General features: G+C 45.6%; 24 protein-coding genes and 1 tRNA gene. 8 read left to right on the top strand and 17 right to left on the bottom strand.

The genetic code is table 11. The features are described 5' to 3' along the window. The 10 genes from INR79_RS13695 to INR79_RS13740 all read right to left on the bottom strand — a co-directional run bounded on the left by INR79_RS13695 (position 1) and on the right by INR79_RS13740 (position 8,625). Positions 1–1,077: a flagellar basal body P-ring protein FlgI gene (locus INR79_RS13695; protein ID WP_375342721.1), complete on the bottom strand. Its 1,077-nt coding sequence runs from the start codon at positions 1,075–1,077 to the stop codon at positions 1–3. 46 nt (positions 1,078–1,123) lie between these two features. Then, a complete protein-coding gene (flgH, locus tag INR79_RS13700; RefSeq protein ID WP_004401567.1) occupies positions 1,124–1,900 on the bottom strand; it encodes a flagellar basal body L-ring protein FlgH in 777 nt (258 codons plus the stop codon). A 13-nt stretch (positions 1,901–1,913) separates the two neighbouring features. Beyond that, positions 1,914–2,702 (bottom strand): flagellar basal-body rod protein FlgG, encoded by a 789-nt coding sequence (flgG, locus tag INR79_RS13705; protein ID WP_004401565.1) that lies wholly within the window; start codon positions 2,700–2,702, stop codon positions 1,914–1,916. 21 nt (positions 2,703–2,723) lie between these two features. Then, a complete protein-coding gene (locus INR79_RS13710) occupies positions 2,724–3,473 on the bottom strand; it encodes a flagellar basal body rod protein FlgF (protein ID WP_004401562.1) in 750 nt (249 codons plus the stop codon). A gap of 183 nt (positions 3,474–3,656) precedes the next feature. After that, a complete protein-coding gene (gene flgE / locus INR79_RS13715; RefSeq protein WP_022591368.1) occupies positions 3,657–4,961 on the bottom strand; it encodes a flagellar hook protein FlgE in 1,305 nt (434 codons plus the stop codon). Positions 4,962–4,989: 28 nt separating this feature from the next. Continuing rightward, positions 4,990–5,697: a flagellar hook assembly protein FlgD gene (locus INR79_RS13720; RefSeq protein ID WP_004401559.1), complete on the bottom strand. Its 708-nt coding sequence runs from the start codon at positions 5,695–5,697 to the stop codon at positions 4,990–4,992. Between the two features lie 18 nt (positions 5,698–5,715). After that, the gene (gene flgC, locus INR79_RS13725; protein WP_004401558.1) at positions 5,716–6,132 is read right to left on the bottom strand and encodes a flagellar basal body rod protein FlgC; all 417 of its coding nucleotides are present in this window, start codon (positions 6,130–6,132) and stop codon (positions 5,716–5,718) included. A gap of 4 nt (positions 6,133–6,136) precedes the next feature. Beyond that, on the bottom strand, positions 6,137–6,532 hold the full coding sequence (gene flgB, locus INR79_RS13730) for a flagellar basal body rod protein FlgB (protein ID WP_022605273.1): 396 nt from the start codon (positions 6,530–6,532) through the stop codon (positions 6,137–6,139). Between the two features lie 328 nt (positions 6,533–6,860). Next, complete coding sequence (locus INR79_RS13735) at positions 6,861–7,688, bottom strand: protein-glutamate O-methyltransferase (RefSeq protein ID WP_004401554.1); 828 nt, start codon at positions 7,686–7,688, stop codon at positions 6,861–6,863. Positions 7,689–7,698: 10 nt separating this feature from the next. Then, positions 7,699–8,625 (bottom strand): chemotaxis protein CheV, encoded by a 927-nt coding sequence (locus tag INR79_RS13740; protein WP_004401553.1) that lies wholly within the window; start codon positions 8,623–8,625, stop codon positions 7,699–7,701. A 74-nt stretch (positions 8,626–8,699) separates the two neighbouring features. Here INR79_RS13740 and flgA point away from each other — a divergent pair, with 74 nt between their 5' ends. The 3 genes from flgA to INR79_RS13755 all read left to right on the top strand — a co-directional run bounded on the left by flgA (position 8,700) and on the right by INR79_RS13755 (position 10,340). After that, the gene (gene flgA / locus INR79_RS13745) at positions 8,700–9,446 is read left to right on the top strand and encodes a flagellar basal body P-ring formation chaperone FlgA (RefSeq protein ID WP_038123296.1); all 747 of its coding nucleotides are present in this window, start codon (positions 8,700–8,702) and stop codon (positions 9,444–9,446) included. A gap of 121 nt (positions 9,447–9,567) precedes the next feature. Beyond that, a complete protein-coding gene (gene flgM, locus INR79_RS13750) occupies positions 9,568–9,879 on the top strand; it encodes a flagellar biosynthesis anti-sigma factor FlgM (RefSeq protein WP_004401551.1) in 312 nt (103 codons plus the stop codon). A 35-nt stretch (positions 9,880–9,914) separates the two neighbouring features. Beyond that, positions 9,915–10,340 carry a flagella synthesis protein FlgN gene (locus INR79_RS13755; RefSeq protein ID WP_022599715.1) on the top strand — a complete coding sequence of 142 codons (426 nt, stop codon included), beginning with the start codon at positions 9,915–9,917 and terminating at the stop codon, positions 10,338–10,340. Positions 10,341–10,471: 131 nt separating this feature from the next. On the opposite strand, the gene INR79_RS13760 is transcribed toward INR79_RS13755, so the two are convergent. Further along, a complete protein-coding gene (locus tag INR79_RS13760; RefSeq protein ID WP_004401549.1) occupies positions 10,472–10,900 on the bottom strand; it encodes an LPP20 family lipoprotein in 429 nt (142 codons plus the stop codon). Positions 10,901–10,932: 32 nt separating this feature from the next. Then, positions 10,933–11,568 (bottom strand): FlgO family outer membrane protein, encoded by a 636-nt coding sequence (locus INR79_RS13765; protein WP_004401548.1) that lies wholly within the window; start codon positions 11,566–11,568, stop codon positions 10,933–10,935. 158 nt (positions 11,569–11,726) lie between these two features. On the opposite strand from INR79_RS13765, the gene INR79_RS13770 reads away from it, so the two are divergent. Then, positions 11,727–12,866 (top strand): flagella assembly protein FlgT, encoded by a 1,140-nt coding sequence (locus INR79_RS13770; RefSeq protein ID WP_004401547.1) that lies wholly within the window; start codon positions 11,727–11,729, stop codon positions 12,864–12,866. A 49-nt stretch (positions 12,867–12,915) separates the two neighbouring features. Continuing rightward, positions 12,916–12,992: transfer RNA gene (locus tag INR79_RS13775), tRNA-Arg, on the top strand. Positions 12,993–13,127: 135 nt separating this feature from the next. Here INR79_RS13775 and INR79_RS13780 read toward each other — a convergent pair. After that, the gene (locus tag INR79_RS13780; RefSeq protein ID WP_223094700.1) at positions 13,128–13,487 is read right to left on the bottom strand and encodes a hypothetical protein; all 360 of its coding nucleotides are present in this window, start codon (positions 13,485–13,487) and stop codon (positions 13,128–13,130) included. Positions 13,488–13,660: 173 nt separating this feature from the next. After that, positions 13,661–14,098, bottom strand: coding sequence for an azurin (azu, locus tag INR79_RS13785; RefSeq protein WP_004401541.1), 438 nt, complete (start codon positions 14,096–14,098; stop codon positions 13,661–13,663). Between the two features lie 475 nt (positions 14,099–14,573). Between azu and INR79_RS13790 the strand changes: the two genes are divergently transcribed. Further along, positions 14,574–15,080 (top strand): hypothetical protein, encoded by a 507-nt coding sequence (locus tag INR79_RS13790; RefSeq protein ID WP_004401540.1) that lies wholly within the window; start codon positions 14,574–14,576, stop codon positions 15,078–15,080. 62 nt (positions 15,081–15,142) lie between these two features. Here INR79_RS13790 and gltX read toward each other — a convergent pair whose 3' ends face one another. Continuing rightward, on the bottom strand, positions 15,143–16,570 hold the full coding sequence (gene gltX, locus INR79_RS13795; RefSeq protein WP_223094702.1) for a glutamate--tRNA ligase: 1,428 nt from the start codon (positions 16,568–16,570) through the stop codon (positions 15,143–15,145). A gap of 127 nt (positions 16,571–16,697) precedes the next feature. Beyond that, positions 16,698–17,033, bottom strand: coding sequence for a DUF2834 domain-containing protein (locus INR79_RS13800; protein WP_223094704.1), 336 nt, complete (start codon positions 17,031–17,033; stop codon positions 16,698–16,700). A gap of 107 nt (positions 17,034–17,140) precedes the next feature. On the opposite strand from INR79_RS13800, the gene INR79_RS13805 reads away from it, so the two are divergent. Together INR79_RS13805 and INR79_RS13810 are read left to right on the top strand one after the other, a co-directional pair. Next, complete coding sequence (locus INR79_RS13805) at positions 17,141–19,816, top strand: copper-translocating P-type ATPase (protein ID WP_223094706.1); 2,676 nt, start codon at positions 17,141–17,143, stop codon at positions 19,814–19,816. A 9-nt stretch (positions 19,817–19,825) separates the two neighbouring features. Beyond that, complete coding sequence (locus INR79_RS13810; RefSeq protein WP_223097023.1) at positions 19,826–20,266, top strand: DUF411 domain-containing protein; 441 nt, start codon at positions 19,826–19,828, stop codon at positions 20,264–20,266. An 82-nt stretch (positions 20,267–20,348) separates the two neighbouring features. Here the strand turns inward: INR79_RS13810 and INR79_RS13815 are convergent, their stop codons facing one another. Then, positions 20,349–20,996, bottom strand: coding sequence for an oligogalacturonate-specific porin KdgM family protein (locus INR79_RS13815; RefSeq protein ID WP_022551383.1), 648 nt, complete (start codon positions 20,994–20,996; stop codon positions 20,349–20,351). Positions 20,997–21,334: the final 338 nt, after the last annotated feature.

The raw sequence follows: 21,334 nt of genomic DNA on the forward strand, positions 1-21,334 counted from the left end.
CTAGATGATAATCAGCTGACCTTCAATGGCACCCGCTTGCTTAAGCGCTTGTAAAATCGCCATTAAATCTGAAGGAGCTGCACCTACTTCGTTCACTGCGCGCACGAGATCATCCAATGTTAATCCCGGCTCAAACTTGAACATTTTGCCTGACTGCTCCGATACCTCAATATCTGTGTCTGGAACAACCGCGGTATTCCCACCACCTAACGCATTTGGCTGGCTGACGTTCAGGTTCTCTTTGATTGCCACAGTCATGCCACCGTGAGTCACCGCAGCAGGTTTTAGACGAACATGTTTGCCCACCACGATAGTGCCTGTGCGTGAATTAACGATGATTTTGGCAGAGCCGTCAGCGGGGTTGAACTCGATGTTCTCTAATGCAGATAGGAAAGCGACTCGCTGACTGACTTCTCGTGGGGCACGTACTTTAACAGATGTCGCATCAATTGCCTGAGCCATTTGAGGACCTAAGAAGTTGTTGACTGCATCCGCCATGCGTTGTGCAGTTGTGAAATCTGACTCCAGAAGGTTAAAGGTGATGTAATCACCACGACCAAACGGATTAGGAATCTCACGTTCCACTGTCGCGCCACTTGAAATGATACCTACGGTTGGGTTGTTACCGACAATTTTAGAACCGTCAGCCCCCGTTGCACTGAATCCACTCACCACTAGATTACCTTGGGCCACTGCGTAGACTTCACCATCCAGACCTTTCAGGAAAGTTTGCAGTAATGTACCGCCGCGAAGGCTTTTCGCACTACCAATGGAAGACACGGTAATATCGACCTGCTGACCTTGCTTAGAGAAAGCGGGTAGCTCTGCTGTCACAATTACGGCGGCGACGTTTTTGGTCTTTGGTTTGGTGCCCGGTGGTAATTGGATGCCGAAGTTTTGAAGCATGGCATTGAAGCTTTGGTCAGTAAATGGCGTGGACTCCCCCGTGCCTGGTAAACCCGTTACCAGACCGTAGCCAACCAATTGGTTACTACGAACCCCTGCAACTTTCGCTACATCCTTAATTCGTGCCGCTTGCGCTGAACTCACTGTCAACATCATCAAACCGGCGACCATTACTGCCCATCTCTTCAACATGTCAAAACTCCGACAATTCTCTCACTTACAGAGCTACATTAAAGAATCGTGCCAAGAATCCAGGTTCTTGCATATCTTGTTGATTTCCGGTGCCAGAATACTGAATTCGTGCATTGGAGATTCTTGTAGACTCGATAGTGTTGTCAAAAGAAATGTCATCCGGACGAATTGTGCCGCTTAGGCGGATATATTCATCCCCTGTATTCAACGTCAGCCATTTTTCACCACGGATAATCAGATTCCCGTTGGCTAGCACCTCAATCACTTCAACGGTAATTGAACCACTGATGCTGTTTGACTGGTTCGCCGATGCATTCCCTTTGAATTTGTTCTCGTTACTTAACTCATAAGAAAAGTTGTAATCTTGAATCGTCAGTTCTTGCCCACCAACACTCAAAGGATCCATGGATGCGTCGTTAGACTTGCTTAAATCCGCGTCGGCACTTTTTGCCGCTTTGGTGTTTTCCGACAGCATGACGGTCACGATGTCACCAATTCCGTGTGGCTTGCTGTCATCATAAAGATTCTGTGCAAAGTGCGTATTAAACAGTGACCCTGTTGCCGTGGCGTAGTGCGCTGGTTTTTCTTTAGGGTGAATAGGTGCCCAGGCCGGGTCGCCTGCGACTGGATCGGTTCGACCACGAAGTGTGTCTACGATTCCATTGCCGCCTTCGTTAGACTTATCGCCTTCAATGGCGTCAACCACTGTAGTACCGGCATTAGGATCCGTCGTTTCAGGCGGCTGTAGCGAAGAACAACCCGCCATAACTAAAGTCATAAATACAAATAGTATACGCATCATGGTCAAGCCCTCATTACAACTGCTGATTCACGAAGCTCATCATCTTATCTACTGATGAGATCACTTTTGAATTCATCTCGTAGACGCGCTGCGCTTCAATCATGTTCACCAGCTCTTCTGTCACGTTAACGTTGGACGTTTCCAACATAGACTGACGAATGGAGCCTAAACCTTCCAGACCAGGAACCCCTTCCTGTGGATCGCCACTGGCACCTGTTGGTAGGTACATGTTCTGACCGATTGGTTCCAGACCACCTGGGTTGATGAAATCAACAGTGGTAATTTGCCCCAGAACCTGGTTATTTTGCTGACCACGAACTCGGACCGACACTTCACCATCGTTACCGACCGAAATAGAGATCGCATTATCAGGAATGACAATTTCAGGCTCTAATCGGTAGCCAGAGCCAGAGGTAACAATTGCGCCTTCGCCATCCAGCGTAAACTGACCGTTGCGGCTGTAGCCAATGTTGCCGTCAGGCAGCAGTACCTGGAAGAAGCCATCGCCTTCAATCATCAAATCGAGTGCGTTACTGGTGGTTTGCGCATTACCATTGGTGTGGACTTTTTGCGTCGCGACCACTTTGGAACCTGCGCCCAACATCAGACCGGAAGGCAGTTCTGTGTTTTGCGAAGACTGACCACCAGGCTGGTTAATGTTTTGATAGAAAAGATCTTCAAATACCGCTCGACTCTTCTTATAACCAACCGTTGAGGCGTTCGCCAGGTTGTTCGAGATGGTTGAGATATTCGTTTGCTGAGCATCTAAACCCGTTTTACTTACCCATAATGCTGGATGCATAACTCAATCCTCACTTAAATGCTAGCTAGAACGAAGAAGAGATTCGGACGCTTTGTCCATATCTTCTGCGGTACTCATCAATTTGACCTGCATTTCAAACTGGCGCTGAAGGTCAATCAAACTGGTCATTTCACCGACGGCATTCACGTTACTGCCTTCCACCGCGCCCGTCATGATCTTGATGTTGGCGTCGGCTTCGTATTCGTTGTTGTCATTCTTTCCGCGGAAAAGACCATTGGTATCTTTGTACAAAGAACGGTTATCGGTTGCCGTTAACTTAATTCGGTCAACCACTTCGATAGCATCGGCAGGAGCACCCTGCGGGATAACCGAAATAGTGCCGTCACGACCGATTTCGACTTTGCTGATAGGAATTGGCAAGGTTATTGGTGCACCGGTTTCACCTAACACTAGGTGACCAGAGCTGTTGGTAAGCAGACCGGTTTGATCGATGTGCAGGTTACCGTTTCGAGTTAACCCTTCCTTACCTGTTTTATCCATAACCGCAATCCAACCATTGCCTTCTATGGTCACATCCAGATCACGACCTGTTGTAATCACGCTGCCCTGAGCAAAGCTTTGCCCCGGACGCTCAGTCATACTGAATACGCGAGATGGCAAACCATCACCATATGCCTGCATAGAGCGAGCCTGCGCAAGATCAGCACGGAAACCCGTTGTGCTAACGTTGGCCAGGTTGTTGGCTCTTAGCTGCATTGCCTGCATGTTTTGTTTTGCCCCGCTCATCGCGAGAAACAGTGAACGATCCATGGTGTGCTCCCATAAAAGTCTATGAAAGCTAAAAAGCAATTAGTATGCCAAAAATACAAACAATTGATATATAAGGAAATTAATGGATTTCTTGGAGAGAGTTTGAGCGATAAGATCAGACAAGATCTTGCCAGAGGAACAAGCATTGCCGCACAAAGCGGCAATGACAGATGATTGAAGATACTATCGGATTTGCAGGATGTTCTGTTGCAGACCGTTGTGAACTTCTAGAGAACGGGAGTTCGCCTGGAAGTTACGCTGTGCAGAAATCAAGTCCACCAGCTCCTGAGTCATATCAATGTTCGATTGCTCTAGCGTACCGCTGGATACCGAACCGAATGAACCTTTGTTAGATTCACCCCAGATCTTGTCACCAGAAAGCTGAGTTGAGTTCCACTGAGTACCGCCTTTCTTATCCAGACCTTGCTCATTCGGTACACGTACAAGCGCAACACGCCCTAACGTTACCGCTTCACCGTTTGAATAAGTGCCCATGATACTGCCGTACTCATCAAAATCTAACTTAGTAAGGAAGCCCGTTGTAGCACCGTCTTCGTTGAATTTAGTCAATTCAAACGGGGCGGCAAACTGAGTGGCTCCTAACTGGTTGATCTCAATCTGTTGGTTGACGTCTGCACCATTTAGTTCAATAGGAACCGCACCAGTACCAAGAGGTTCAGTTACGATTTTCTGACCGTTGTTAATACTCGACAACGTACCATCGTTATTAAAGCGAATGGTATGCCCGACATGCCCGTTAGGTGCTGTCACGTCTCCTCCAGTTACATTCACTGGCTTTTCACCAGCTTTGTCAGTCACTGTGTAGTAAGAGTGCCAAGTATTCGGTTGAGTCGAATCTTTCAAGTAGTACGTTGTCATCTTGTAAGACTGACCCATTGAGTCATAAATGGTCGAAGATGTTGAACGGTTATAAGTGGTCGGGTCCGTGGTATCAAACAACGCCGGATCTTTTAATTCACCGTTTGCTGGCACGTTCACGCCCAGTTCAACATTTTCTGTTGGTTTTGGTCTGCCGAATTCTGCTGGAATGTTTATAGGCGAAGGCTCATAGGACGCGACTTCCCCTGTATCAGGGTTCACCTGATAACCAAGTAGGTATTCTTCATTCGAAGTTACCATGTAGTTATCTTTGTTTAGGTGAAACGCACCATTACGAGTTAACTCGTTTGATAGTGGCTCCAGACGTTCTTTTGCTACTGCAAAGAAACCCGTACCTGAGATACGCAAATCCATCGGGTTATTGGTATAAATACTGGAACCTTCATGGAACTGTTGCGCCACTTTGTGAGCCTGCGCACCGTTACCAGTCGCGGTTTTCGCGTTGGTAAAGATTGAGTTCGAGTAAACATCACCGAACTCGGCACGCGACTCTTTAAAGCCAAATGAGTTGGCGTTCGCAATGTTGTTACTGGTTGTATTCAAGTCCAGTTGAGCAGCGGATAACCCGCTAAGAGCAATATAAGACATTCCAAATTCTCCTATCTAGCTAGCGCTTTTACGCTTTTCCAACTTCTAGTACTTCAGCTAGTCGAACTGGCGATTCAAAGCCAGCCAGATTGAGCAGTACATTCCCATCACCTTTGCCCAGGAGCACGCTGTTCACGTTAGCGTAAGTAGATACTTCAAACTCACGCGTTTCTCCATCCAGCAAACCACCCGCTTTCACGGCGTATTTGCCACCCGGCAATGGGTTACCGTTTTCATCTAATCCGTCCCACTCCACCTTGGCATCACCAGCAGGTTTTGCACCTACGTCAAGGGTGCGAACAAGTTGACCTTGTGCGTTCTCAATGCGGACAAACAAGTTATCCAGCGCTTGAGGGACCTTGACCATGGCAGACATGCCAGCATTGTCAGGTTTCATGCCTGCAGCACCTGGTACTAGAACATCACGACCAACCAAAGACGAAGCTTGAAGCGCTTGGTTAGACGTCATTGAAGAGTTAAGACTTTCAAATTGATTGTTCATTTTCCCGATGCCGTCGACGGTCGCAAATGAAGCCATTTGCGCAATCATCTGGTCATTGCTGACCGGCTTAAAAGGATCCTGTTGAGCTAACTGCTTGGTCAGCAACGAGAGAAAATCTTCTTGTTTAAGATCATTTTGCCCCGTTGTTTTCTCAGGCTTATTCTGCTCTTGCAGGGTTTTAAGCTGATCAACATAGGACAAGCCGCTCTGACCAACATTGTTGATTCCGGCCATTACGTTACCTCCTTATCCCTATTGACCCATCTGCAGCGTACGCAGCAGCATTTGTTTGCTTGCATCTGCTACTTGCACATTCGTTTGGTATGCACGAGAAGCAGAAATCATGTTCGCCATTTCTTCCATCACATTAACGTTTGATTTGAAGATATAACCTTCATCATTCGCCATCGGATGTTCTGGGTTGTACTCCGCATCGAGTGGTTTATCACTCTCGATGATACCCATTACTTTCACTGGAACATTGTGGTCGCGGTTATACTTAGCCTTGCTTAACTCCGCCCCAAACACAGCGTGGCGAGCTTTGTAAGTTTCCTCCGCAGAGCTACTTACACTGTTCGCGTTTGCCAGGTTGCTAGAGGTGGTATTTAGACGAACCGACTCAGCGCTCATGGCAGACCCAGTCACATTGAATACATTAAATAAGCTCATCTACTTACTCCCCTTTTAAGGCTTTAGTTAGGTTCTTAAACTTACTGCCTAAGAAATCCAGCGAAGCTTGATGACGAATTTGGTTTTGCATAAACAGGTTACGCTCCAAATCGACATCAACAGTATTACCGTCACCCGTGTCCGGCTGTGTTGGTAATCGGTATAAAGTGTCCCCAGAAATATTGGTAGTGGCATTAATATGCCGATCGTCCGTACGAGAAAGACCAAAGCTTGCCCCCGACTTTGCCGCTTTAAGCGCCTTGTCGAAATCCATGCCCTTCGCTTTAAAGCCTGGGGTATTCGCTTGTGCAATGTTAGTGGAAATCACTTCAGCATTGCGCTCACGTAGCCCGACCGTGTGTTGGTGGATACCCAAAGCTTTATCAAACGAAATAGTCATATCTTGCCTCTACCAAAAGAACTGACTTACCTGTGAATCAATTTGCAATCTGCATGCCAAGTTTTTTCTGGAAGCCTAAAGAAAATGAAATCACAGCTGTAATACAAGCAAATATTAAGCCAAAGGATGTGCAAACAGTGGATGTACACTACGTATTTCTTTGGAAGATCCCGTCTGATCTTGCGATCTCAGGGTTCAAAATATTTGGAATGTCATTAGTGAGTGTATACCTATCACCCGATTTAGTCAGCTATAGCGAATTGGAGAAGAGATGTGGCAATAAAAAGCCCGGCAAAAATTGCCGGGCTAGATAAAGCATAAAATGCGGTTACTTGAGCTTGTAAATAATACCAGGGTTGCAACGAACCATATCGAATCGATCAGTAAGACCGGTCAGCGATTCCGAAGCCCCCAATAGTAGGTAACCGCCTGGGTTTAGGCACCCTGCCATCTGGTTAAGCACTTTTGATTTCATATCTGGTGAGAAGTAAATCAAAACGTTACGACAGAAAATGATGTCGAACTTACCCAGAAGCGAGTAGCTGTCCATAAGGTTCTGAGGGCGGAAGTTAACCATGCGCTTAACATTGTCCTTCACCTTCATTTTGCTGTCGCCCGCGTCTTCAAAGAACATTTTGCGACGCTCAGGAGACAAACCACGACCCAGTGCCAGGTTGTCGTACACACCAGCTTTACACATGTCTAGCATGCTAGAAGAAATGTCTGTTGCTGTAATAGAGACGTTAGGCAACATGCCTGGTTTTTTGGATTGCGTTTCCAAAATGGTCATCGCAATGGAGTAAGGCTCCTGTCCAGAAGAACTTGCTGCAGACCAAATCTTGATTGGGCGCTTGTTTGCCGCGACTTCCGGCAATAGCTTTTCAGACAATACCGAAAACGGGTAATTGTCGCGAAACCATAGTGTTTCGTTGGTTGTCATCGCATCTACCGCAGCAACTCGAAGCTCACGGTTTCGCCCTGTAATGACATCTTTTAACAAGTCAGATAGCGATGAAACATTGAATTTGCTAACCAGAGGACTCAATCGACTTCTGACCAAATACTGCTTACTGTCTCCCAGAACGATCCCACACTGGGATTCTAGAAAACGGCTGAAATCGCGATACTCTTGATCGCTTATAGTTATAGCTGTCATTCAGTTCTCTTTAACCAGATACCGCTGCTTTAACCGCTGAGCCTAACTCATCTGGGTTAAACTTCGCAATGAATTCGTTTGCTCCAACACGCTCAACCATTGCCTGGTTGAACACACCACTCAAGGAGGTATGAAGAATCACGTGAAGATCTTTAAGATCATTATGACGACGGATTTCCGCAGTAAGCGTGTAGCCGTCCATTTCTGGCATTTCGATATCAGAGATAACCAGTGAAATTTGTTCGTAGATGCTGCCTTCTGACGCCATCTCAACCAATTTCTCATAAGCTTCTTTACCGTCTTTCACGGCAATAGCTTCAAAGCCAAGCCCTTCAATCGCACGTTGAACCTGCTTACGTGCAACCGTTGAGTCATCCGCAATAAGAATACGACGAACGATTTCTTTCTCTTCTTGTATATTAGCGATTTCCTCTTTGATGTCCTCACTCATGGTTTCATCAATAGGAGAAATTTCAGCCAAAATCTTTTCTACATCGAGAATCTCAACCAACTCGTTGTCTATGTTAGTAACAGCGGTCAGATAGTTAGCTTTACCCGCACCATCTGGCGGTGGAAGGATCGATTCCCAGTGCATGTTAATGATCCTTTCAACAGAACTGACCAGGAACGCCTGAATGGTTCGGTTGAATTCAGAGATCACCACGAAACACTTGTCGAGATCTGTAGTTGGACGCCCCCCAGTTGCCAAGCTTAGATCAATAACGGATACGGTTTGTCCGCGAATATGCGCGACACCTTTCACCAAAGGGTGTAAGTTAGGCATCGACGTCAGCTTGGGACACTGGAGAACTTCTTTTACTTTGAATACATTTATGCCGTAACGTTGACGTCCCATTAGACGAAACGTTAAAAGCTCTAATCGGTTTTGACCGACGAGTTGTGTGCGTTGATTCACCGAATCAAGAATACCCGTCATAAGCGCATCTCCATCTCAAGCATTTTCTAGTAAAGTATAATGAAAATCTGACAACCAAGATCATTACATACAAAATAGCGTATTATAAGGTAATTCTCAGTATGCAATCTATATCTAAGTGTAGAGCTTTCTGCAAAAAGTTTGGGAAAAGTATCGGCTTTTGTTTAACTTTCTTTAGCCTATATTGTTCCGCTGCTACTGAGCAACAGATCAAGGATATCCAAAACGCCGCCGAAGCACACGTAAAAGCGACATTAAAGACCGCCTCATCGGACAAGTTGGAGCTGCACGCAGCTAACCTGGACTCCCGTATTAAAGCGACGACCTGTCCATCACCTTTGGTGACCTCTTCCCCCTCTAACTCACGCTCAACCACCAACATAACTGTATTAGTTGAATGTGCAGAAGACAACTGGCGAGTCTACGTTCCGGTGCGCATTTCGTTGATGCGACCATTGGTCACTGCCCTTCGTCCACTAGCCAGAGGTGAACTTGTTAATAAATCAGATATTAGCATAAGTTTTGTCGAACAACGTGCTTATCGTCGATTCGGTTTCAATCAACTGGATCAAGTCGCCGGTGCAAAACTCAAGAAAAATATACGCCAGGGCGAAGTAATAGAAAGAGGCGATATTTGTGTGGTGTGCAGAAATGAAACCGTTGTAATTAAAGCGGTTAAAGACGGACTGGTGATCACAACCAAAGGTAAATCCCTTTCCGACGGAGCACAAGGCGAGGAAGTGAGGGTGAAAAATACCAAATCAAATCGTATAATTAGTGCTATAGTAACTGGAATTGCAGAAGTAACCGTTACGTTTTGATCTGTATAAAGCGGAAAATGAAAAAAGTCGATCTTTTGAGAAAAAATTAGTTAAAGTTTTCCAAACGGGTGTCGATACCATTTGTACAGGTTCTCTTTCATTTGCGAATAAGGCTCAAACTATGGCAAGCATTGATCAATTAAGGTCCGGGCAGAATGTGGCAACTAGCCGCACTCAAACCCGTACAGATTCAAGCGCTACGTCGCGTTCTGATTCTGTCGCCGAACCTAAAGGCGGCAAAGATGCCGTCTCGCTAAGCCAAGAAGGCAAAGCGATCGGTCAACTTCACCAGTCTATGGCTGCCGAGCCGAGCTTTGATAGCGCGAAAGTTGCTGCTATTAAAGAGGCAATAGCAAACGGATCCTACACTGTAGATCCTGAGAAGCTGGCAGAAAACATGGTGAAGTTTGAAGATGAACTAGCTGGACTGTAATAGCTGCAGTCCAGCTTTTTTTCACTCCGAAATCTATGGCAACATTAATCAGTCTACTCGAATACCAAATCCAGAATGCTCAATCCCTTTCGGACTTGCTAGAGCAGGAAAAAGTCGCTATCGCCAACCGTGTCTCCAAAGACATTGAATCTCTGGCGAAGAACAAACTCGATCTTATCAACCAACTTCAGCAGACAGATCAAAGGATCGGAGAGCATTCCGACGTCGATCAACTTAAAACCAATAATGATTTTGAAGACAAAGTCAGTCAGATCCAATCTTTGGTGGCAGAGTGCCAGCAAATGAACGAGATAAACGGTGAAGCACTGCAACGCGCTCAGTTAAGCTTTAATAAACTGCACAATCTGATGCAGCAAAGTCGCAGCAAAATTGGTATGACCTATAACGCGGGCGGGCAAACTCAAACCGTTTCGACCTTAGGCACAAATATCAAAGCTTAAAGCCACAAAATTTCAGATCGAATCCGTTTTTAAAAATCAAAAAAGCGGCAACCACTTGGTTGCCGCTTTCGATTTATTGAGCACTTTTACTTTTTAAAGAAACCGTTGAAGAGAATACCGGATAGGTTCAATTAGAACAGTGTCGATTTCTTCTTAACAGGTACTTGCTGAACATCACCATACTCGCGCAGCTTATCCATCTTATCGATGTCTAGCTTAAGCTCGGTCACATAGTTATCGCCGACGGCATAGGTTCTCACCACTTCAGCACCACGGATCACACCATCAACTGCACCTGACGCGTATTCAGTACCTAAGCGTTGATCTTCTAGATCCGAACGGGCACTGACTCGTAAACCATAAACTTGCTCCGCCAACTCACGGTAAGCATCCACTTTTGATGCGCGAAGTGCACGAACTTGTTTTTCTTCAGCGGTACGCCCTCTTTGTTCACTGATGCTGGCGTATCCGACCGCAACTAAAACATTCTCACCACGGTTGTTAATTGGCTGGCAACCTACTGCCACCAGCGCGGTAATCAATAAAAGTAACTTTTTCATCTCTCTCACCTTAATCTCTGCTTCGGACTGCTCTATGGACGTAGGATAATTGTGTTCTGCGTTTTCATCTCTGGATCAGAGCGAATGATCACACCGTCCTGAGTTCGAATGCTTCGCAGAGTTTCAAGGTCACGACCAATTCGGTCTGCCGGCAGGAAGCCTTGTGCCGTTGCCACAACAATACGTGTTTGCATCCCTACCACTCGAGCATTGACCAATACACCACCTTCCTGACGCAGCATCGTTCCCGTCAGAACGTATTTTACGTCTTGCTCGCGCGCCAACTCTTTCCAGTCACGGCTGAAAGCAAAGTCGCCTTCCTGCGTTACACGAATCGAGCCAGTAGTTTTAAAGTCAACCACCTTAAATCCACGGCGTTGGAACTGATGGATAAACCCTTCAGATACTGAGTTACCCAGCCAGTTAGTGGTATCCATATTCTGCAAATCAACAAAAGATGTGATTGCAATGGGTGAGCGCGCTGAAACACTCGTGTTAGAAAGGATCAACTCTTCAGTCAAACTTTCTACAAAGAAATCCATTGTATGACGCGGTGTATCCATCAGCATAAAGCGGCTGCCTGGGTACGTGTCTTTACCGTCATAAATGGGTGAAAATGCGCATGACGCTAATAGCGATGTCATTGCGACGACAAACCATTTTTTCATTCTCTTCATCTCCGGATATACTTGGCTTCATTACTCCAACGTGTTTACCAGTTGTTGGAACAATACTTGCTTTTCCTTAGTTGCTCGCTAAGAAAAAACTCACCGAAACCTGCTAACCAAGTATTTAGCAAAAAACATACCCGAATGGTAAAACACCGATGAAAAAATACGATTTCCGAACCATCTTGTTGATATTCAGTTTGATATTTTCTGCTGGTATTCGCGCGGCGTGGTATGAAGTCAACGGCGATGCGACCATAGTGTCAACAAAAGAGATAGCAAGAATTCACGCCATTGAAGATGCCCTCTATAAAGCCATGAGTTTTTCTGGCGCCGACATTGGCACTTTGAGTTTTATTCAGCCTTTTTTAGAAGATCCTCGTGAAGAATATCAGTTTACTAACCATGAAGTTCGCTACGTAAGAGTGGTTAGTGAAGAGGAATCAGGCGGCAAAGTACGTTTAAAAGTACGGGTAGACATTTACCCTTCGGCAAAGGGTTGCCATGTTGATCAATATAAGAAGACATTTGCTGTTGGCTTGATCGACATTGTTGAACCTACCCAGGCAGTTATGGGCAGCATGTATTATCTCGGTCGAGATTACGGCACCATTATTAGCCGCCAGCTAAATGAAGAGTCCCTGAGCTTCTACTCTGTTGGCACCACACAATATGAGATCCGCAAAGATCAGCCTGAAGTCGTCAAAATGCTGGCTCAGGATACGGGTGCACAATACTTAATGACCGCATCTATTACCGATCTCACTGCAACGATTGAATCTTCACTCTTGGGAAGAGAAACCATCAACCGCCAGTTTGCTATGGAAGTCAGCGTGTTTGACGGTAAAACCGGCAACGAGATGTACACCAAGAATTATCGCGAAGTCGCACTCTGGCCTTTCCCTAAGACCAGTAAAGTCGACACCAAGGGCGCACGATTCTGGTCTTCTACTTACGGAACAATGATGATGCGGGTAAGTCGCAACGTCATGCTGGACTTAGAATCTGAATTATCTTGTAAGATCACCCTTCCAGAGATTGTGGCGATAAAAGACGGTGTGGTGACTATCGATCTTGGTCGTCGACATGGCGTAAAGAAAGGCGACACGTTGCAACTATGGCACACTGGAGCCTTTGTTGACCAACACGGTATAGCACGTAACCGCGTATCCAAAAGTGATATAACTTTAACTGTCACTCGTGTATACGACAAAGGTGCTGAACTTGTTATCAACCAACCTAATCTGGCTAGAAGTGTGCAAATAGGCGATGTAATGCACAAACAAATTTTCGATTAAAACCAAACGCTTAACATCGTAAGAATTTTAGGTATGATGAAAATAGACCGCTCCCGTGGCACAGCTGGATAGCGCGGCCCCCTCCTAAGGGGCAGGTCACAGGTTCGAATCCTGTCGGGAGCGCCATATAAAACAAAGCCTTAGCTTATTTTTAAGTTAAGGCTTTTTTGGCTCCAGTCGCTAATATAAGCGAGGGCAAGGAGGTTAGTTGCTAGCATGTCGATCGTGTTCCTGGTGCTCTGCCTGAACGCTGTATATCGTTTATTTTGACCGCTTCCTAAATGGAACTAGTAACAGGAATAGTAACAGCCCATAAAAAGTAGGAAGTACAGATACACTCAGCCCAATTGCAAAAATTTGGAAGTCGAGTTCAGGTTGCCCTAATGTTAGAACTAACCCAACTATTGTTGCAATAAAGCCTGAAGATAGAGCAGCAGATGAAGCAATTCTAATACCATCAGATTGCTCATTAAATTTGCCAGACAAGAAGCCCAGTATAGACATGCTTAATACAAATATCAGGGGTTTAAGGTCAACAAAAAGCTCTAATTCCGGAATCATGTTGTGCACAAGAACTAAGCCTACGAGAACATATAGAACTGCAAATACTTTATGCTTCATACATCACCTAAAAGCTGTTTGAATTAACACCTCATTTATATAAAACACATGGATTACAAATATAGTTTTATATGATTTTTCTCACCACTGATACTTATATATGCTCATATATACATTAAAACGTATGTTAATCAGTACGTGGCAGCGAGCGTATCGCTGCCAACCAATGCATACTACTCTACTTTCAATGAACCTTTCATAATTGCCCAGTGTCCAGGGAAAGAGCAGAAATACGTAAGATCTTTGCCTTTCAGATCTGCCGTTGGGAAAGTCACTGATGTAGTGTCTCCACCACCAATGATCTTAGTAAAGGCAATAACACGTTTGTCACCAGGTGGCACGTAGTTGTTGGCAAGACCTGCCTTCGCGGCATCCAAGGCAACAGGTTGGAAGTTTGCCGTCTCTGCCAGTACCCAGTTGTGACCCATTGCATTTGCAGGTAATGATCCAACGTGTTTTAGTTCGACAGTAAAGTTTTCACAACTTGCAGGTACTGTGATGGCTTTAGTATTGAATTGCATCGCATCTGTCGCTTCAACCGTTATTTGACAAGGGTTTGCAAGCGCAGAGAATGAAAACAATCCAAACACCGCTATCAGTAACTTCTTCATTTTGGGCTCCTTTAACTTTTCTTTTTAGTGATGATTCATTGATAAATATACTCATTATCAATAGTAGATTATTTAACCATAGTGAAATATAAGGAAATAGAGGTCTAGATCATTAAAAACGCTACTAAAGAAGAAAAAGCTCAATACAAAGGTCTGCTTTGATGAGACATATTGTAATTTTGAATCAGAATCGCATTGTTAGAGCCTATCTGTTGAATGCGCTGGATGCCGCAGATAGCCAGTAAAACCTAAGATAAAGACAACAAGAAAAATGAGGGAATTAAAGCTCAATTTACGTCATAAGGTGCTGTTCTTAACAAATTTATTTGCTTGAGTGCTTCGAACCTAAGAAGCATGAAAAAGATCTATTGTAAAAATGTGACTGGCGTGCCGTGAGAGTTGCGGCGCTCTTCAAACTTTATATAAATTCTTCTATGCTTTTTTATAAGTAACAAACATATCAATTTCGTTCTTTATGAAAAAAAGCAGCCTAACAACAAGTACCGGGCACAGGTTTATTTCTAAAAGCAAGACCGCATTTAAGATTCATATTCATACACCTGACGACACTGTACTTCACCGCTCAGTCGGCTTCGTGCGTATTGGAGAGAAGAAAGGACTTCAGAAAGCCATCAAACTGCGCAATGAACTGGGTAGGGAGATGTGGGGAAAGTTTTGGCGTCGCTTGCTTAAAGATCCTTATCTGATGACCCGACTGCCTCACAGTGTAGAACCTGTGATTGTGTATAAACCAAACCCGACTAAAACTGACCCTGAACATAGGGATGCGTGTTACTTGGCAAAGTGGCGCGAGTTTGATGAAAACGGGGAATACAAATACAAGACCAAGGTCTGTTCCATTAACAAACATGGAAAGTTGGCGGCATACACTCAAACCAAAAAGGCCTTGTTAGAAGCGCATAAACACAATATTGAGATTCTGACTTATATGGGTCGGCTTAACAGCATTGATCTCAAATAAATATGACTCAATACGATCACAAAAGGCTGCATACGCAGCCTTTTACTTTCTGTTTTCGCCGATTATGCGTTGGCTTCGCGCTCAGCGATGAACTCTAGTGCCATCTTGATGCGAGCAATAACGCGCTCTTTGCCAATCAACTCCATAACTGCATCAACAGATGGAGACTGACCACCTCCCGTTACTGCAACACGCAGTGGCATGCCGATCTTGCCCATGCCAATTTCAAGCTCTTCACAAACAGCCGCGATAACACCTTCTTTGATGTTCGTTGTTGTCCAGTCTTCTAGCGCTTCAACTTTTGCCAGAGCCAGCTCTAATGGACCTTTCGCTACACCGCGTAGGTGTTTCTTTGCCGCACCCGCTTCAAACTCAGAAAAGTCTTCGTAGAAGTAACGAATTTGCTCTGCCAGTTCCACCAGTGTGTTGCACCGCTCGCCCACCAAAGTGATCACTTCAGTTATGGCAGGACCGTTTTCTGTGTTCAGATTCTGGTTGTCCAAGTGCCATTGCAGATGCTCTGCTACGTAGGCTGGATCAGACGTTTTGATGTAGTGGTTGTTCAGCCAATGCAGCTTTTCTGTGTTAAAAGCAGAAGCCGACTTAGAAATTGCATCCAGGCTAAACAGCTTGATCATCTCTTCTTCAGAGAAGATTTCCTGATCGCCATGAGACCACCCCAAACGAACCAAGTAGTTGTTTAGCGCATTTGGCAAGTAACCTTCATCACGGTACTGCATTACAGATACTGCGCCGTGGCGTTTAGATAGTTTGGCACCATCATCACCCAGAATCATTGCGCAGTGTGCAAATGTCGGAACAGGTGCACCCAGTGCTTCATAAATGTTGATTTGACGAGGCGTGTTGTTGATGTGGTCTTCACCGCGTACTACGTGAGTGATTCCCATATCCCAATCGTCCACAACAACTACAAAGTTGTAAGTTGGTGAACCGTCAGTACGACGAATGATCAAATCATCCATCTGGTCGTTAGCAATCTCAATGCGACCACGGATCTGGTCATCAAATACTACGCTGCCCTCTTTTGGGTTGCGGAAGCGCACAACACAAGGGTCCCCCTCTTTTGCCGCTTCGTTTGCCGCAACAATTTTTGGATGATTTGCGTCGTAGCGAGGCATTTCTTTGTTCGCTTCTTGCTCTTCACGGATCTCGTCAAGAAGTTCTTTTGACGCATAACATTTGTAGGCTTTGTCTTCTTCCAGAAGCTTTTCTACAAACTCGTTGTAGCGGTCGAAACGCTTAGATTGGAAGTAAGGACCTTCATTCCACTCAAGACCTAGCCATTTCATCCCTTCCAGAATCGCATCCACGGCTTCCTGAGAGTTACGCTCCAAATCAGTGTCTTCGATACGCAGAACGAATTCACCGCCCTGATTTTGCGCGTATAACCAAGAGTAAAGTGCGGTACGTGCACCACCAACATGAAGATAGCCTGTTGGGCTAGGAGCAAAACGAGTTTTAACCGTCATGGGATTTCCTTTGGGTGTTTAAAAGCGGCACCCATTGGGGTACCGCGCAGATAAGGACGAGAAATTGGCGACATTTTACCACCCAATTGCAATTGTACAATGGGCAAAAACAGAGCGTGATGAAGCCCTAAGAAGAGCTTTGCAACGCTATCTGAGTTTCCTGATGCATTTCACGAAGCAACAGGTAAAGCGGCAAGCCAAGAGAAACACCGACCAAGCATGTACCCAGTATCGGTTTCCATGCCTGAGTAAAGCCTATTTTCTTACTGTCGTAGAGAATAAAGCCAATTAATACAACCGCAGAAATCAGAACATCTAACCAGGCAAACAACCCGATTTTAGTACTATTGATGTGTTCAAATATCAAAGGAATGGAGAATCCAAATTCACCAAACCAGGACAAAAGCGCCGCGTACGGCACCACCGTTCCCACAATACAGCCAACTAAGTAAAATCCTTTCATCCTGCCTCCTAAATCCTAAACATCCAAAAAAGTTGTAACGCTTGTTGACCTTCCCCTTGAGGGAAGGTTTATTCTCATCCCTAATCGAGATTCTTATGAGACGGCTTATGACCAGTTATACGCTTCCTCTCCATGGTTTAAATTGCATGGGATGCGCCAGAAAAGTTGAAAAGGCATTAACCGAACTGCCAGACACTTCCGTGACCGCTATTGATAAATACCAGGTCAATCTGGAGACTAACGCACCTCTCAAAATCCTATTTAATGCTATTCAAAGTTTAGGCTATCAAGTTGGCCATAAACAGGAGCTTAGCTTATCCGGCTTAAGTTGTGGAAAATGCGTAAAAAAACTGCAGGATAAATTTGCACAACATTCGCAAATTTTCAGTTTTGATGTAACCAAAACGGACGCAACAGTCTATTCGCTTCTTGAACCTGAGGAGCTGATATCTATTGTTGAATCGGCGGGATATCAGGCTTCTCTACCAAGTGAAGAGCCATCTGAGGTAACAGAAGAAGTAATCGAACCAGCCCTTCAATCAGTCTCGCCCGTTCAGGTCAGTGAAACAGAAACTATCCAGCTCACCCTCACCGGAATGACCTGTGCCAGTTGCGTTTCCTCAGTCGAAAAGTCGCTACTTAAAGTAGACTCGGCAAAGAAAGTTCAGGTAAACCTGGCAGAACAATCGGCACTGGTGTTTGTTGATGACGCATCCGACAAGGTCAAAGCGGAACTTATCCATTCCGTCGACAGCGCAGGTTATGGTGCCGAGGTTGTGACCAGCGAACAGGAACGCAGAGCGCAACAAGCCGCGCAGTCTCAAGCAGCAATGAGTCACCATAAGAAGGCATCTTTCCTTGCGCTTTCTATCGGAGCACCTTTGATGCTTTGGGGTGTATTGGGTGGCAACATGATGATCCGCCACACCCAAGATCAATGGATTTGGGGTGTCATCGGTGTCATCTGCCTGTGGCTGCTTGCCGTGCCTGGCAAACACTTTTTCGTGAATGCCTGGAAATCACTGACCCATAAACGGGCAACCATGGATACCTTAGTGGCACTCGGAACGGGAGCAGCATGGCTTTATTCCATGGTAGTGGTGTTATTCCCAGAATGGCTTCCAGCTCAATCTCGCCATGTGTACTTTGAAGCCAGTGCTATGATCATTGGTTTAATCTCACTTGGTCATTTCATCGAAGCCAAAGCCAAAGCCAAAACCACTCAATCCTTAGAAGCGTTAATGGACCTTCAACCGGAAACCGCCATTGTTATCGATGAACATGGTCAGGAATCAGAGGTCTCACTCAATCAGGTCACGATTGGGATGAAACTACGCATTCATCCAGGAGCCAAAATTCCGGTCGATGGAGAAGTCATTCAGGGTGAAAGCTACGTCGATGAGTCCATGCTCACAGGCGAACCCATCCCTAAAGCGCGTTCAGTAGGGGAACAGGTTTCAGCCGGCACCATTAACCAGGACGGTGCTTTGATTATTCAGGCAACAACCGTTGGTGCGAACACCATGCTTGCTCGGATAATCACTATGGTGAGACAAGCACAAAGCAGCAAACCTCAAATAGCCAAATTGGCAGACTCCATCTCTGCGGTCTTCGTACCTGTGGTCGTTGCTATTGCCATTGTCTCAGCACTGATCTGGTACGCCGTTGGTCCTGCTCCACAAGCCAGCTATATGTTGATTGTGGCAACGACGGTTCTGATCATCGCTTGCCCATGTGCGCTGGGGCTGGCGACGCCCCTCTCGGTGACGGTTGGTGTCGGTAAGGCAGCAGAGTTAGGTGTACTTATCAAAGATGCAGACGTTATCCAGCAAGCGAGCAAAATCGACATGGTCGTGTTCGACAAAACGGGCACATTAACCGAAGGTAAACCCAGCGTCTCTCACGTTCAGTACGTTGGTGAATGGTCTGAATCCAATTTGCTTTCTTTGGTGTACGCCGCTGAAAGCAGCTCTGAGCACCCTCTTGCTAAAGCTCTGTGCGCCTTCTCCGACACAGCAAAAAACACATCTTTGCTCGTAGAACAGTTTGAAAACCACCGAGGAAAAGGGTTAGCCGCCACAATTAATGGTCAGCAGATCCATATTGGTAACGCCAAATTTGTTGATGGAGAGAAAGTCTTCAACTCAGAATCGAAACCTCAAGGGGAATTCACCGAGGTCTACGTGACAGTAGACAACACCCCGGCAGCCGTTTTCTACATTTCCGACAGCGTGAAACCCGAAGCAAAAGATGCGATTACGCTGCTTCATGATATGGGCATCAAGGTTGCGATGCTTTCGGGCGACAACCAGAAAGTCGCCCGATCTGTTGCTAATGAATTAGGCATCGATGAAGTGATTGCGGATGTGCTTCCGGATCAAAAAGCGTCGCACATTGAGCAGTTGCAACAACAGGGTTACACCGTTGCTATGGTTGGCGATGGCATCAATGATGCACCGGCTCTTGCCCTTGCCAATGTAAGTATGGCGATGGGTGGTGGCTCGGATCTTGCGATAGAAAGCGCTCAGATGACCCTCCTCAACACGTCTCCGGTTATGGTTGCCAAAGCCATTGAGCTTTCAAAAGCCACCGTAAAGAACATGAAACAAAACCTGTTCGGGGCATTTATTTACAACACATTAGGAATACCAGTAGCCGCTGGCGTTTTGTACCCCGCTTTTGGATTCCTGCTCAGCCCAGTTGTAGCTGGTGCTGCCATGGCGCTTTCTTCCATCACGGTAGTCAGCAATGCCAATCGCTTGCGATTATTCAAAATAAAATAGAGGTGAATGATGAAAATCTCACACGTTGTTTTTACACTGGGAATGTTAGGGTCTGCGACTGCCATGGCGGCGCAGGTTGTGGCTCATAAGTCTCCCTACTGCGGCTGTTGCAGTGAGTGGGTTAAGCATATGGAAGAAGCGGGGTTTGACGTGGAAGTCAAAGATCACAAAAACCTCAATCCTATCAAGCAGAAACTTGGAGTTTCACCAGAGCTTGCCTCCTGCCACACGGCGGAAATTGAAGGGTACGTCTTTGAGGGGCATATTCCTGCGTCAGATATCAAAGCCTTCCTAGATAACCCACCCAAGCAGGCGGTAGGTCTGGCTGTACCGGGAATGCCACTAGGTTCACCAGGCATGGAATATGGCGACAAGAAAGACCAATACGATGTGTACGCGTTTAATAAAAAAGGTCACACCTTTGTTTACGCAACACACAACGAGAAGTAACAACGCTACTTAAAACGCACATAGAAAAAGAGCCAGCATGATGCTGGCTCTTTTGATTGGACTTAGAACTCTGACGGCGGACTTAGAAACCGTAAGAAGCACCAAATACGAATGCGTTGTTCTTGTTGTCTGCCTGATTGCGGTACTCAAAGTATGGCTGAACACCTTTACGAGTCCAGGTAGCACGAAGCTCGTGATCCATTGAGTTGTCGACGCCATCAGCAGAGTTCACTACATAAACGTTGTTGTAAGACAGAGCAACATCTTCATTCAACGTGTAACCGATGCGGTTGTCGAAGCGAGTTTGGTTGTCGCCATCTTTTACTGAGTGGTAACGAGTACGGTTGCTCAAAGACAGACCGTTATCGAAGTTGTAACCGATTTTCACTAGAGGACGGTATTGAACAGTCTCACCGTTGTTAACAAGGTGGTGGTAACCCGCGGCAACCCATAGGTTTTCGTTGATGTTGAACATCTGTTCTGCACCCAGAGTAATGTAAGGCGTTGGTGCCGCATCACCCGTTAGCTTGCCAACAGGAATGCCATCGTACTCAACAAGAAGTGTGGTGCCAGAATCGAAAGTGTGACCCGCTTCCAGAGTAGACGTCGCTTTAGAGCCGTGGATATCGTCGCTATGGAACTGAGCGTTACCTGTTACATAAGAAGAACCTGCGAAAGCACTGGTAGACATAACCGCTGCTAGAGCTGTAAGAGCAAATACTTTTTTCATTTTAATTACCTATCTTGTTAATCTGCACTGAATCCGTTTTGGTCGAAGAATACGCAATCCAGTTGAATTCTTTTGTCTGCCTCCCTGGCTTGACTCAAATAATTGCAGATATTTTTCGGGCTGCAAAACAAAACCATTTAAACAGTGATCACCTTCAAAATCAAAGGTTGTAAAAACCTAAAAAACCCATACATTCAATATGTTATTAGGTAAAAATAAAAATATATCAAACCTATTTTTACCAAGCATTCTGCATGAGCTCACACTTATCCGACCATTCTATCGACCAATCAAGAGACTGATCACATAACGAAGACCAATACTTCAACATAATCAGG

Origin of the sequence: Vibrio sp. SCSIO 43132 (assembly GCF_019904195.1) — a bacterium.
Taxonomy (GTDB): domain Bacteria; phylum Pseudomonadota; class Gammaproteobacteria; order Enterobacterales; family Vibrionaceae; genus Vibrio; species Vibrio nigripulchritudo.

Bases quoted from the DNA above. Each gene is read 5' to 3' on its own strand.
- INR79_RS13695 (WP_375342721.1), bottom strand. From the start codon at position 1,077: ATGGTCGCCGGTTTGATGATGTTGACAGTGAGTTCAGCGCAAGCGGCA.
- flgH (WP_004401567.1), bottom strand. From the start codon at position 1,900: ATGATGCGTATACTATTTGTATTTATGACTTTAGTTATGGCGGGTTGT.
- flgG (WP_004401565.1), bottom strand. From the start codon at position 2,702: ATGCATCCAGCATTATGGGTAAGTAAAACGGGTTTAGATGCTCAGCAA.
- INR79_RS13710 (WP_004401562.1), bottom strand. From the start codon at position 3,473: ATGGATCGTTCACTGTTTCTCGCGATGAGCGGGGCAAAACAAAACATG.
- flgE (WP_022591368.1), bottom strand. From the start codon at position 4,961: ATGTCTTATATTGCTCTTAGCGGGTTATCCGCTGCTCAACTGGACTTG.
- INR79_RS13720 (WP_004401559.1), bottom strand. From the start codon at position 5,697: ATGGCCGGAATCAACAATGTTGGTCAGAGCGGCTTGTCCTATGTTGAT.
- flgC (WP_004401558.1), bottom strand. From the start codon at position 6,132: ATGAGCTTATTTAATGTATTCAATGTGACTGGGTCTGCCATGAGCGCT.
- flgB (WP_022605273.1), bottom strand. From the start codon at position 6,532: ATGACTATTTCGTTTGATAAAGCTTTGGGTATCCACCAACACACGGTC.
- INR79_RS13735 (WP_004401554.1), bottom strand. From the start codon at position 7,688: ATGACAGCTATAACTATAAGCGATCAAGAGTATCGCGATTTCAGCCGT.
- INR79_RS13740 (WP_004401553.1), bottom strand. From the start codon at position 8,625: ATGACGGGTATTCTTGATTCGGTGAATCAACGCACACAACTCGTCGGT.
- flgM (WP_004401551.1), top strand. From the start codon at position 9,568: ATGGCAAGCATTGATCAATTAAGGTCCGGGCAGAATGTGGCAACTAGC.
- INR79_RS13755 (WP_022599715.1), top strand. From the start codon at position 9,915: ATGGCAACATTAATCAGTCTACTCGAATACCAAATCCAGAATGCTCAA.
- INR79_RS13760 (WP_004401549.1), bottom strand. From the start codon at position 10,900: ATGAAAAAGTTACTTTTATTGATTACCGCGCTGGTGGCAGTAGGTTGC.
- INR79_RS13765 (WP_004401548.1), bottom strand. From the start codon at position 11,568: ATGAAAAAATGGTTTGTCGTCGCAATGACATCGCTATTAGCGTCATGC.
- INR79_RS13770 (WP_004401547.1), top strand. From the start codon at position 11,727: ATGAAAAAATACGATTTCCGAACCATCTTGTTGATATTCAGTTTGATA.
- INR79_RS13780 (WP_223094700.1), bottom strand. From the start codon at position 13,487: ATGAAGCATAAAGTATTTGCAGTTCTATATGTTCTCGTAGGCTTAGTT.
- azu (WP_004401541.1), bottom strand. From the start codon at position 14,098: ATGAAGAAGTTACTGATAGCGGTGTTTGGATTGTTTTCATTCTCTGCG.
- INR79_RS13790 (WP_004401540.1), top strand. From the start codon at position 14,574: ATGAAAAAAAGCAGCCTAACAACAAGTACCGGGCACAGGTTTATTTCT.
- gltX (WP_223094702.1), bottom strand. From the start codon at position 16,570: ATGACGGTTAAAACTCGTTTTGCTCCTAGCCCAACAGGCTATCTTCAT.
- INR79_RS13800 (WP_223094704.1), bottom strand. From the start codon at position 17,033: ATGAAAGGATTTTACTTAGTTGGCTGTATTGTGGGAACGGTGGTGCCG.
- INR79_RS13805 (WP_223094706.1), top strand. From the start codon at position 17,141: ATGACCAGTTATACGCTTCCTCTCCATGGTTTAAATTGCATGGGATGC.
- INR79_RS13810 (WP_223097023.1), top strand. From the start codon at position 19,826: ATGAAAATCTCACACGTTGTTTTTACACTGGGAATGTTAGGGTCTGCG.
- INR79_RS13815 (WP_022551383.1), bottom strand. From the start codon at position 20,996: ATGAAAAAAGTATTTGCTCTTACAGCTCTAGCAGCGGTTATGTCTACC.